This is a genomic window from Mycobacterium sp. (assembly GCF_032162605.1).
Classification (GTDB): Bacteria; Actinomycetota; Actinomycetes; order Mycobacteriales; family Mycobacteriaceae; genus Mycobacterium.
In genome coordinates this window covers 1-12,213 of sequence record NZ_JAVROT010000174.1, presented here as the reverse complement: position 1 = coordinate 12,213, position 12,213 = coordinate 1, and the positions used below count along the sequence as shown (strand labels likewise).

The 12,213-nt window shown below is 64.0% G+C and carries 10 protein-coding genes; 4 read left to right on the top strand and 6 right to left on the bottom strand.

The annotated features are described in order from the left end of the window. Positions 1-91: 91 nt before the first annotated feature. Entirely contained in the window at positions 92-1,234 is a 1,143-nt protein-coding gene (locus QOI01_RS10765; protein ID WP_526380682.1) for an acyltransferase family protein, read from the bottom strand. A 963-nt stretch (positions 1,235-2,197) separates the two neighbouring features. Between QOI01_RS10765 and QOI01_RS10760 the strand changes: the two genes are divergently transcribed. Together QOI01_RS10760 and QOI01_RS10755 are read left to right on the top strand one after the other, a co-directional pair. Then, the gene (locus QOI01_RS10760; protein WP_526380680.1) at positions 2,198-3,415 is read left to right on the top strand and encodes an NAD(P)/FAD-dependent oxidoreductase; all 1,218 of its coding nucleotides are present in this window, start codon (positions 2,198-2,200) and stop codon (positions 3,413-3,415) included. 1,223 nt (positions 3,416-4,638) lie between these two features. Next, positions 4,639-5,910, top strand: coding sequence for an MFS transporter (locus tag QOI01_RS10755; protein ID WP_526380678.1), 1,272 nt, complete (start codon positions 4,639-4,641; stop codon positions 5,908-5,910). Between the two features lie 57 nt (positions 5,911-5,967). Here QOI01_RS10755 and QOI01_RS10750 read toward each other — a convergent pair whose 3' ends face one another. The 5 genes from QOI01_RS10750 to QOI01_RS10730 all read right to left on the bottom strand — a co-directional run bounded on the left by QOI01_RS10750 (position 5,968) and on the right by QOI01_RS10730 (position 11,241). Continuing rightward, positions 5,968-6,774 carry an ABC transporter ATP-binding protein gene (locus QOI01_RS10750; protein ID WP_526380676.1) on the bottom strand — a complete coding sequence of 269 codons (807 nt, stop codon included), beginning with the start codon at positions 6,772-6,774 and terminating at the stop codon, positions 5,968-5,970. Positions 6,775-6,869: 95 nt separating this feature from the next. Beyond that, positions 6,870-7,715 carry an ABC transporter substrate-binding protein gene (locus QOI01_RS10745; protein WP_526380674.1) on the bottom strand — a complete coding sequence of 282 codons (846 nt, stop codon included), beginning with the start codon at positions 7,713-7,715 and terminating at the stop codon, positions 6,870-6,872. Between the two features lie 245 nt (positions 7,716-7,960). Beyond that, positions 7,961-8,725: an ABC transporter permease gene (locus QOI01_RS10740; protein ID WP_526380672.1), complete on the bottom strand. Its 765-nt coding sequence runs from the start codon at positions 8,723-8,725 to the stop codon at positions 7,961-7,963. A 122-nt stretch (positions 8,726-8,847) separates the two neighbouring features. After that, positions 8,848-10,116, bottom strand: a complete 1,269-nt coding sequence (locus tag QOI01_RS10735) for an MFS transporter (RefSeq protein ID WP_526380670.1) — start codon at positions 10,114-10,116, stop codon at positions 8,848-8,850. 102 nt (positions 10,117-10,218) lie between these two features. After that, positions 10,219-11,241, bottom strand: coding sequence for an LLM class flavin-dependent oxidoreductase (locus tag QOI01_RS10730; RefSeq protein ID WP_526380668.1), 1,023 nt, complete (start codon positions 11,239-11,241; stop codon positions 10,219-10,221). Between the two features lie 254 nt (positions 11,242-11,495). Here QOI01_RS10730 and QOI01_RS10725 point away from each other — a divergent pair, with 254 nt between their 5' ends. Both QOI01_RS10725 and QOI01_RS10720 read left to right on the top strand, forming a co-directional pair. After that, positions 11,496-11,939: a helix-turn-helix domain-containing protein gene (locus QOI01_RS10725; protein ID WP_526380666.1), complete on the top strand. Its 444-nt coding sequence runs from the start codon at positions 11,496-11,498 to the stop codon at positions 11,937-11,939. A gap of 41 nt (positions 11,940-11,980) precedes the next feature. Beyond that, positions 11,981-12,151 carry a hypothetical protein gene (locus QOI01_RS10720; protein ID WP_526380664.1) on the top strand — a complete coding sequence of 57 codons (171 nt, stop codon included), beginning with the start codon at positions 11,981-11,983 and terminating at the stop codon, positions 12,149-12,151. The last annotated feature ends 62 nt before the right edge of the window (positions 12,152-12,213 follow it).

Here is a 12,213-nt window from a genome sequence, read left to right as displayed (position 1 = left end):
CATCGTCCGCGACAGATTCTGAAACCTGTTGCACAACAAATACTTTTTGCTCAACACTCAACCGGCTCTGAACATCGGCACACCATCCCCGCTACGAGCGAGAATGTCCGTCGGAGGATATTCCTGGCATCGGCGGCTGAGATATCGACTCACTGGCTGCGACACAGCCGCCCGCTGATGGCTTTGAAGCTCTTGCCGATTCGCGCTCAGCGGGTCTCTTGAACAGGCGACGTTTCAGGGACAGCGCACGCTTCTCCACCACGAACCAACTCAGCGCAGCCACGGGCAAGGTCGCCGCCGTCGCAAGGACGAAGAACACGAACGAATTGAAGCGGGCAAGCCCGCACGTAGCCAGCAACTGCTGTATCGGGAACGCATAGATGTACACGCCGTACGAGAGGTCGTGCTGCAGGTTGAGACGTCGGTTCTTGATGAGCGCCCCGGAAACGATGATGGCGTATGCCAACGGCAGGGCAGCGATCACCCGGTAATTTTCGATGAATTCGGACGCCACCAGGATGGCGACGCTGAGCGCGACTAGCGACCAGCGGGCAGGAATCCTGTCTTGGTACCGGTAGAACATCGCTCCTGCGAGGAACATGAGAGCAAACCGGGCCAGCATCTGCGGCCAGGTCTGCAACGCATTCGTCGGATAAGACACGTAGGCCGACCAGCACACCGCCAAGACGAACAGGATGGGGATGGTCCAGCGCCGCTTCAGCAAGCCGACAAACCCCAGTACGGAGACCATGACGTCGCAAAGCAGCACGAAGAAAAGGGTCCAGATGGACGCGTTCCACACCCCCGGGTACGGCACGCCCGTGGGTGTGCCGTCGATCCCTGCATAGAACACATTCGTGACGCCGTTGTTCAGCACATACGCGGCCTCGGATGAGAACGAGACCGAAACGTGCTGGATTGCGGCGGCGAGTGGAGCGATGACGAACGCCACCACCAGCAGACATACCCACAGGCCTGGGAAGATTCGCAGAATACGAGCCGTCCAGTATTCCCGCAAGTACGGGCGGCGCATCCAACTGGCCGTGATGAGGAACCCGGATATGGTGAAGAATCCGTCCGCAAATACCTCGCTGAGCAACTGCACTACGGGCCCGTAAGGGATCTCGCGCCCGGTCAGCGGCCAGGAGTGCCAGAGAATGACTCCGATCGCGAGGACCAGCCGCCACGCGGTCAGCGCATTGCAACGCGGATCGAACACTTGCCTCAGCGTCATAAGTTCCCCAGGTCGGAACGGGATATAGACCGGCGTGGCGGAGACACACACCGTATGACGAACTACGGCAGCACATTTCGCAGCCGACAGGCGGCTCGGCGGCTCGGTGGTTGCCGACCCGCGACGAGACGATATCAAGGAAGCAGGATGCTCGCTGATCCTGAACGAACACTTGCCGACTACGGGGTACCTCGACGCAACGTGGCGGCTGCTCCTGCACTCCGTCGATGAGAGGGGATCAGGCGATCGGGCGGGGCCAGGTGGGACATCGTCCTCGACCAATTCCGCAAAACCGTTGCACACCATGGCTTCGGCCCAATGGCTCGGTGATTCTGTCGTGTCGACAGCCCGCCTGCCTCGCACCGGCATCGGCCTCCATCACTACCGAACTGCGTCGCTACAGGGATCGTGGATTGCTCCGAGAACCATTTCTACTAGTAGCGCCCACCCAGGATTCGGCCGCGACTACGGGGCTCCCCCACTCGCAAATGCCACCGGTGGTCGGTAGACGCCAAACATCCCCGCGCGCTTCGCGATGGCTGCACATCCGGCGGGCGCGCCAGAAATGCAGGGTGAAGTCTCCATGGACCTTGGACGCCGCCACTGATGCCCGAGGTGAGGTCTCGTGCCATCTGGGCCGCTTCGCCGCGCTTCGGTCATAAATCCGTTCACAACTCGGCGGCGAAAATCGGACTCGGACGGACGTACCCGTCACCTCGCGATCTGCCGATCCGGAGCGCGGTGCGGAGAGACCGCTGTCGGTTTAGCGCCGAGGAGCTTGAGCACGCGGCGCCGTGCTGCGTGGGCTCTCGCGGGTCGGCCGCGCGGTGGACGGAGTGACACCCTTGACCACGCAACCCGACCACTTCCGGGTGAACCTTCGCTATCGCCAGCCACTCGAGCAACGACGCGTCGTACCGCCTGCCTCTTGTCTGTGAATCGGCGCTGCGAGACGATGTGGCGATGCCGCCCACGACGCGTGTTCTCGTTCTCGGGTCTGGCTTCGCCGGGCTATGGGCCGCGCTGGGCGCCGCCCGGCGCCTGGACGAGCTCGGGGTTCCCCAAGGCGCGGTCGACGTCACCGTCATCAGTTCCCAACCATTCCACGATATTCGGGTCCGTAACTACGAGGCCGATCTCAGCCCGTGCCGAGTCCCGTTGCAGGACCTACTCGATCCGGCCGGAGTCGGCCATATCACTGCTGACGTGACCGGAATCGACGCTCCGGGCGCGACGGTGAGCACAGCCCCCGGCGCAACCCTTGGCTATGACCGCCTCGTACTGGCGCTGGGCAGCAGAGTGGTCAAGCCGGGCCTTCCCGGGCTTACCGAATTCGGTTACGACGTCGACACCTACGACGGCGCGATGAAGCTGCAGGCGCACATCCGCGACCTGGCCGAACGCGCCTCGGATGCCGCAACTGCGACAGCGGTCGTCGTCGGGGCTGGCCTCACCGGCATCGAGATCGCCAGTGAGCTGCCGAAGATGCTGTCGAACGCGCTAGGGGCCGGAGTCACACCGCGGGTGATCCTCGTCGACCACAACCCGCACGTGGGTTCGGACATGGGTCAGTCGGCTCGGCCAGTCATCGAGGACGCATTGGCCGAGAACAAGGTCGAAACCATCACCGGGGTGCGCGTCATCGCCGTTGACGAGCGAAGCGTGACGCTGTCGTCCGGGGACGTCTTGCCGGCGGCAACAGTGGTGTGGTGCGCCGGAATGCGGGCGAACCCGTTGACGGTGCAGTTCGGCATACCGTGCGACAGGCTGGGTCGGCTGCCCGTTGACGACTACCTGAGAGTTGAGGGCATTGCCGGTGTGTTCGCCGCAGGGGATGTGGCAGCGGCGAAGATGGACGACGAACACGTATCCGTGATGTCGTGTCAGCACGGTCGGCCGATGGGCCGCTATGCGGGCTACAACGTGATCAGCGACTTGCTGGGTGCCCCCATGCTGTCGCTGCGAATCCCCTGGTATGTCACCATTCTCGATCTCGGTCCAGCCGGTGCGGTGTACACGGAGGGCTGGGACCGCCGGGTCGTCAGCAGCGGCGCAGCGGCCAAGGCGACCAAGCGAGTGATCAACGGTGAACGCATCTATCCCCCGCTCACCCGCGACCGAGCCGCACTACTCGTCGCGGCCGCCCCGGAGTTGCAAGCCGCGCCCGCATCCGGTCATTGATCGCGAGCCGCCGGACTTGAGCACAACGAGCCCATCGCCATTGACTCTGAACGGCAACGGCTTTCAGTCGATCGCATATCGGGACCCTCGTTGAACCTCGAAGCTGGAATCACCATGAGCTTTGAACGGTCGACCGTGGCACCCAAATGTTCGCTGAAGTATCGGCCCGTCGGGAGGAGACTCGTCTCCGCCGTCGACTCGCGCGGCAGATGGGAATACCGCCACGGACATGCAGACGTTGCGGATACTCGACGTCGATGGGCCTGCGGGTCCTACGGAGTTAGCTCGTCGCTCGGACCTGCGTTCGCGTGCTCCCGCACGCTGCAGAGCGGCTCTTCGACACATGGGCACCGCTAGCGCGTGCGATGGACGACGTCGGGCACAGCCTCGTGCCACACGAGCTGCGCGCTACGACGCAGCAACCTGCGAAATGCCAGGCTGATGACGGCATCCGTAGCAGTGGTGCCCGCTCCGGCGAACGTGCTCGCCCACTACCACGATGACGAGCTTTCGAAGCTGCAGATGATCCATACCAAAGGTTGACTCGAAAAATCGGGCGCCGCTTGGATTTTCGTGAGCACCGTATTCACGCGCCACCACCACGGGAGCAACTCACGGCTTTCTGGCGGATGGCCAAGTCCATGGGGCGCGCCTCCCTCCGCTACCTCGCCACTGGGGGGTGAAGGTCCCAAAAGTCAATTGGGCTGCCCTCAAGGGCCTGCAGCGACAGGCGGACCTCGACCGACGCCGGGCACGGTAGCCCCTTCTCACTGACAGCATCGCCGGCATACCCTCGCTCGATGTACAGGCGGGTTGCGGTGTCCAGCACCAGTTGGCTGATCGCTGAGGTCTGTTCGGCCCGTAACCGTGACCGGAGGGATTTCGTGTACCGATGTGTAACCAGGGCAGCGGGCCGTGTGCGGCGAAGTAACTCCGGTAGGTCCGTCGGGCGTCGTTTGAGCCGTCCTGACATTGATGTGTGCGCCTTCCTCAATCGTCGGGTGCCGGTATGACCGCTGAGATCGGTGTCGGTGCAGTCCAGTTCGACGGCATTGACCGAACGTTGGGGAACTGCTTGGCGAACCGCACAGGGAGGATTTGAATCCCGCGGAATTTGGATGCGATACGATTTGGCTGACCACCCGACGCAGGCGCCACCGACAATTCCCGGGCGGACCTGGGCCGATCTCGGCCCCAGGAGCCGACACCGGGATCTTCCGGAAGTGGCCGATCAGCAGAGTGGAGAGGCTGCCCAGCCGTTGAGCGCTTCCATTCCGGTCGGCCACCCCGACCACGACGGTTCGACCGACCTGCTGCGCAACCCGATGCAACTCATCGTGCCGGTGTTCCTACCGGTGGGCATCTTCGAGATCGGCAACGGCGCGGCGGCGCCGGCGGTCGCCGTCACGGCCCTGACCATGGGCGCGACCAGCAGCACCGCCGCGGCCATCCTGGCGCTGCTGGGTATCGGACAGATCGCCGCGGACCTGCCGGCGTCGGCGCTGGCAAGTCGGATCGGCGACCGAAGAGCCATGCTGGTGGCGGCGATCGCGTCGATCGCCGCAGCCGCTGCGGCATTCTTTGCACGCGATCTGGTGGTGCTGGCCTGCGCTACCACACTGTTCGGCGCGTGCAATGCGGTGTTCTATCTGGCCCGGCAGTCGTTCGTCACCGACACGGCGCATCCCTCGATCGTCGGCACCGCCATGTCCACGATGGGCGGCGCGCAGCGGGCTGGGTTGTTCATCGGCCCGCTGTGTGGCGCTGCGGCGGTCTCGGTGGGTGGTCTGCGGTCGGCATTCCTGGTGGCTGTGCTGTCGAGTGTCGCGGTGGCCGTTCTGCTGATCGCGAGCGGTTCGAAATCCGACGCCGAATACGCCGCGACCGGTCCGTCAACGCCGGTGTCCTGGTCGTTCGTTCTACGTCGCGACCGCAGGGTGCTCTCGACGCTGGGCGTCGCGCTAGCGGCGGTCAGCGCGTTGCGGACGAGCAAGGTGATCGTGATTCCGCTGTGGGCCCACTCCATCGGTCTGAGCCCCGCGATGACGAACATCGTGGTGGCCGTCAGCGCGGGCCTGGAGCTCGTGGTGTTCTATCCCGCCGGCCGGGTGATGGACCGCTGGGGCCGGTCCTGGGTGGTGATCCCCTCGATGGGCATTCTGGCGGCGTCGACCGTCGCGCTTCCCTTCACCAGCGGCGCCGCCTCGATCATGGTGGTGGCCGCGCTGATGGGATTCGGCAATGGCATCGGCTCTGGCATCCAGATGACCCTGGCGGCCGACGTGTCTACCGAACCGGGTCGGACGAAGTTCCTCGGGCTGTGGCGACTGGTCAGTGATTCGGGCGGGGCAGCGGGTCCGGCTGCCGCGTCGGTCATTGCCGGGGCTGCCAGCCTGGCGGTCGCGATCATGAGTCTCGGCGGTCTGGGCCTGCTCACCACGGCCTGGCTGGCGTTTTTGCTGCGCCGCTACGCGCCGCGCAGGCGCGCACCATGACAGCCGTCAGGGCAGCGCGAGTCGAGCAGAGACGAGGCGGTTGAAGGCCTCGGAAGCCTAGGTGCTCGCCGCTCTCGCAACTTGGTCGGTAGCTGCGACCGGTCCGTGCTGGCTGTCCTGATCCTCCATCACCAGCCGTAGCACGTGGTCACGCAACTCTGCTGCCCGGAGGTTGTCCAGTAGGCCCTGGCGCCCTAGCCGGGGCCGTGGCAGGTCGACCGTAACGATCTCCTTAACTGTGCCCGGCGAGGCGGACATCACAGCAATTCGATCCGACAGAAAGACGGCCTCGTCGACATCGTGGGTCACGAACATCGTCGTGGTGTTCGTCCTGGATACGATCAGGGCCAGCTCCTCCTGCAAACGCAGCCGGGTGAAGGCGTCCAGTGCGCCGAACGGTTCGTCCATGAGCAGCAGGCTCGGGCCGCTTACCAACGCCCGGGCCAGGCCAACGCGTTGCTTCATGCCGCCGGAGAGCTGGCGCGGATAGTAGTCCCCGAACTTGATCAACCCGACCAGCTCGAGCTGCTCATCCACCCGGGCGCGGGAATCCTTCTTAGACAGGGTTTTAGCGACCTCATTCAGCCCCATCGTCACGTTCTCCCGAACCGACCGCCACGGCATCAGCGCAGCGTCCTGGAATACGAAACCAAGGCGTTTGGGCACGCCCCGGACAGGATTGCCGTCGATCGCAATCGACCCCGCGCTGTAGGGCGATAGGCCTCCGACCATCCGGATGAGGCTCGTCTTACCGCAGCCGGATGCGCCGACCAAGCTCACGAACTCGCCGGATTTCACCTTCAAGTTCACATCGCGCAGCGCCACGTTGGCGGTGCCGCGCCGCTGTGCATACCGCTTGTGCACCGCGACGATGTCGATCGCCGCACCGGACTCAGTTGCCGTCATCTCACATCCCTCAATCTATCGGATCGTGCCGGAAGAGCGTGCCGAACGTGTTGCTACGCCTGCCCCTTGGCCTTCTTGGCGTAACTGTCGTCGACCCACTGGCCGACCGGGACAGTGTTCGGAAACGACCCGGCTTCCTTGTACAAATTCTGCTGCTGATCGAGCAGTTCGGGGTCGAGGATCGTTCCGTTCGGGTACGCGTTGGCGGCTCTTAGCTTGTCGAACAGCGCTGTCGTGGTGTCCTTGTCGGCCGCGGACTCGATGGCCAGCGCCTCGCTGACCACAGCGTCCTTCCTGGCCGGATCGTTGAACCACGTGAACGAGTCGAGCAGCGCCTTGTTGAATGCCACCGCGAGCGCGGAATTCTTACTCAACCATTCGTCCGTCGCGAAGACGTTGTCGTCGTAGAGATTCGATGCCTCAGCGGTGAAATCGAAGACGGACTTGAAACCTTTCGGCGCCAGCTGCTGCTCGGCCGCGTGGCTGAGCATGGTTGCATCCACCCGACCGGCTACCAAGGCAGGCAGCCGGGCGCTCTGACCCCCGACGGCGATGATGTCGACGTCTTTGGGGCTGAGGCCGGCTTTCTGCACGACGATCAGTGCCTGCGCGTAATTGACCCCGGTGGTGTCCTGGACGCCGATCTTCTTGCCCTTCAGATCAGGCAGGCTGTTGATGCCGCTGCTGGCCAGCAGGACGTAATCCTGACGTGGCTGCGCTAACGCGAAGTCCTTCATTTTGATCCCGGACTCGACCGCGGTCACGCCACCGGTGACCGCTTCGGAATAGGCATCGATGTTTCCGTTGGTCAGCTGGGTGATCGCGATATTCGGGGTGCTGGCGTTCCACTTGACGGAAGCGTTGACCCCCTGTGCCTTGAGCTCGTCGACCGCGTGCACCTCGACGACCTTGTTGGCGTTGGCGGTGCTCTGCAACATCAGAATGAACCGGGACCCCTTGAGGCCACCGCTGTCTGCACCGCTGCTCGAGGCGGTTCTGTCCGAGCACGCGACCGCGGTCGCGGCGATGGCAAGGGTTGCGGCCACGATAAGGACCTTGCGGGCGGGGCTAACCCCGCACTGGGTGGACGTCGACACATTGTCTCCTTCGGTACGGGGTGGATTGGGATGAGAGGCGGTAGGTACTACCAGCGGCCCAGGTCTTCGCCCTGCGTCCAAGGGAACACCCAGCGGCGAATCACTTCGAGGACTGCGGCGGCGATCACCCCGACCAGCGATGCCGTGCAGACCGCGGCGAGCAGGTAAGCGGTCTTGAAAGCGTTTCCGTAGTTGATGATGAGCCCGCCCAGGCCGGTCACACTAATTTCCATCTGAGCGATCACCATGCCGATGAGTGCCTTGCCGAGGGCGATCCGAAGGCCGGCGAAGATGTTCGGAACCGCGTTGGGGATGGCGACCCCGGTGATGACCTGCCACCGGCTGAGTTTGTAGACCCTTCCGACATCGATGAGCGGCGCCGGTGTCTCTTTCACCCCGGTGGCGGTGTTGATGATGATCGACCACACCGCGAGCATGAAGGTGACCGCCACTCGGGCCTCGAATCCGATACCGAACCAGATCACCACCAAGGGAACCAAAGCGATCAGCGGAGTCGCCTGGAAAAAGTTCACGTACGGATTCAGCACACGCTCGACGACGGCGTTCCGTCCCATGACAACTCCGACACCGATACCCACGATCGTCGCGAGGATGTAACCAGTGGCGAGGTCGCCCATGGCCGTACCGAAGGCCGGACCGAGCTCCCCCGTTGCCAGCAGCTGCCAAAACGCCTTGGCCACCTCCGTGGGAGTGGCGAACAGGATGGGGTCCACGTGACCGCCAACGACCTGCCAGGCAGCCAGGAAGACCACCACGGACAAGGCAGGCAGGAACACCCATAGCCGGCGCATGCGCCGCCGATCAGGTGAACCACCATCGGCCTGCCCCCCTTGGCGGTCACCGTCGGCGGAATCAACTGCGTCCGTGTCGGACTCCTCAATCGACGGAGATGCCATCGCGCGGACCTGTCCTCTCAGTTTGGCTCGGGCTTGGCCGAGCGCTTTGTCGTAGTCAGCGGCTGATCTTTGGCCCTAGTCGGGCGGTCGGCGGCGGACTCTAGAGCCCGTTGCTTCCTGGCCACGTTGCACGCCACCGCCGCGCCCAGGACGCCAACGCCGGCGAAGGCGAAGAAGGTCGAGGGGATCGACAACACCAGTGTTGCGGCCCCAAAGACCAACGGTGCGGCAAACTTTCCGATATTTCGCGTGGTGCCGGTCAGTCCGACGTAGGCCATGCGAGAACCCTGTGGTGCCATTTCGTTGGCGAGCACATTGTGCGCGACGCCGTAGACGCCATCCTGGATGCCGTAGAGCAGAAGACCGATGGCCATCACAACGGCTGCACTGCCCAAGCCGATGAGCACCAGGCTGACCGTGATCACCAGCATGCAGGCAATGATCATCTCCGAAGACCGCAATTTCGACGCCAGCCGCTCCGACAGCAGAGCAGTGACCACGGCCAGCGCGCCCGAGGCGCCGACCAGCCAGCCCAGCACCGCCGGGGACACGCCCACCTGGTCGACCGCGAGCACCGGCACGTATGTCAGCACCGCGAACTTGAAGATGAATCGGCCCGCCGCCAGGATCTGTACGCCGACAACCGCTGGCGCTTTCCAGATAGATTCTGGCGGCGCCTCTTTCGCCTCGCGTCGGAGCTGATGCTGGTCGTCGGGGAGAACGAGCCAGGCGACCACCGCGAGTGGCACGGTGAAGATCTGCATGGCGAACGGCGCGTACCACGCTATTGCCAGTAACATCCCGCCCGCGATCGGGAACAGTGTCTCCCCCGCCGCCATACCGACAATGCGCCGACTCTGTGCCCGGTGGGCGGTTTGGCCGGACCGAGCGACGGAGCCGATGAGACCCACCGTCATGGACAGTAAGGCCCCGAACACGATTCCCTGCACAAACCGGACGCCCAGCAAGGTGCCGAGATCGTGCACGACCAGTAGCAGCGCGCCGCCGAGCCCGAAGATCATCAAGCCGCCGGCAACCACCTTGCGACTGCCGATCCGCTCGGTCAGCACACCGGCCGCGAACGCGGAGAACACGCCTGGCAGAAGATACACACTGGTGATCAATCCGACTTGGAAGTTGCTCAGGCCGAAGTGATCTCGAATCGCCGGGATGGCCGGAACGATGCCCTGCATTCCCGAAGTGATCAGTCCAGCGGTGAGGCTGGCAACCCAGACCACCGCTCCCGCCCTGACCGGGCGCCGCGTGCGTTGAGTCGAACGCGTCATTCGCCGGATACCTCCTCGCTCGCCGTAGCGCCGGAAGGCTCGATGGGTTCAGTAAGACAGCATCGATTCGCCCCGCGTCGTAGGTTGTCAGATCCAAATCGGTCAGCGGTACCTCGGCAGAATTTCATCCGCCCACAACTCCATCTGTCGGGTCAGCTCATCCATCGTGGGATAGATGAACTTGAGCTCGAAGTGCGTGACTCCGGCTTCGACGAACTCCTCGACCCGCCGCTTCACGTCCTCGACCGACCCGAAAATATGGCGGTCGATTGCGAATTGGATCTGGTCAATGTCGCGCTCGTAAGTCTTTGAACTCGTATCGACCGTGGGCAGCGCGCGTGCCATCGCCGCATCATGGTCCCGGTCGATCACGGTGAGCTTCTCGACCGCGATGGTGATCCGGTCCGGATCCCGGTCGTTCTGCTCGGCCGTCTCGCGGACAATGCCTGCGCCGCGAGCCATTTCGGCCGGCGACAACCAGCCGGGCACCCAGCCGTCACCGAGCCGCCCGGTGCGCCGCGCCGCCGCGTCGGTCCAGCCGCCCACCCATATCGGCGGTCCGGGTTGCTGCAGTGGCTTCGGATACATCTCGGCATCTTTGAACGACACGTAGTCCCCGGTGTAGGACGCCAGCGGCTCGGTCCAGATGGCGCGCATGGCCTCCACGAACTCGTCGGTCATCCGGGCCCTGTTGGAGAATGGCACACCGAATACGTCGAATTCGCTGGACTGGTACGACGCCTTTGACCCCAGTCCGACTCCGGCGATCAACCGGCCACCGGACAGGTGGTCGAGGGTGGCCAGCTGCTTGGCCGCATAGATCGGGTTGCGGGTCGGCATCACCAGGCAGGCCACCCCGATCTTGACACTCGACGTCTTGGCGGCGAGGTAGCCGATGGTGGTCAGCGCTTCGAAGAAGTCCGCGGGCTGGTCGTCGGTCAGCGCCTCGTGCGCTCCCGACGAGATGTGATGCCGGTGCATCTCGCTACTCCACACGACATGATCGTGCAAGAAGATCGAATCGAAACCCATCTGCTCGGCCTCGGTGGCAGCACGGGTGACGTTCTCGACAGACGTCAGCGGCCCCGAGTTGGGCACGCGAACGCCGAAAGAGACCTGCGACACAGGCACTCCTCTCATGTGATTTAACGAATATGTTATCCAAGATTCAAGATTCATCACAGCGCAAACTGTGAATTTCGTGTTAAAGCGCCAGGTCAGCGCGCAAAAAGCCGACGGCGGTACCGCCGTCCGGCCCAGATGCTCACCGATTCGGGGCCCGGGCACCGGAATTGCTGAAAACTGGCTTCGGCCGAGTCTCCCCAGTAGTCGGGCGTTATGACTGAGAGTCAGAATTCGCTCGAAGGACGGCGTCAAGCGTGTTGGACCATCTCGACCGAAGCGCGACAAACCGGATCGCTGCCGCCCTCGACCCGCTCCGGGACGACAACGGCCGCCACCCCACGCCGGCTACGGACACTGGAGCTGACGTGACCGAGCACGGCGCCCGGGGCTCGATAGCGACCCGGCTGCAGATTCACCGACAGACCCCGACGGCGCGGATCCTTCGCATCGAAGAACTGACCGGACTCTCGATGTCGAGCCCCGGCGATCGGCCGCGCTTGGCTGGCGATTCGTGCGTTGAAGAGCCCGGCGCCGCCCTGAAGACCCAAAAGCGGTGTGTTCTCTCGCGAGTCGGGGCTACGGCAAGCCGGCCACCGGGCTCGCTGGCGCGCATTCACCTCAGTTGGTTTCCTCCGGCTCGCGTTCGACCAGCGGCCGAACGGCGTTGCGGGATCCAAAGGGGCGAAGCACTTGGCTGACGGGGCGGAAGCGCACGTTTGGCTAATCCAGGGGTCGGACGATGACCGCCGATCTCGCGAAGCTCGTGTTGCGGGCTTACAACACCGAGGCCGAGAACTACGTTCGGGCCCTTCGCCATCTCGGCCAGCCGAGCATCCTCACCCTGCTCCTAAGTGGTCTGGCACGGAATTTCGGTGACGTATTTGTGGGGGCCGTTATGCGGCGGGCGTGAGGGCGGCGTCTTCGTGGGCGGCGATGCGTTCGAGTAGGGCGTTCAGATCGTCTTTGGTGAAC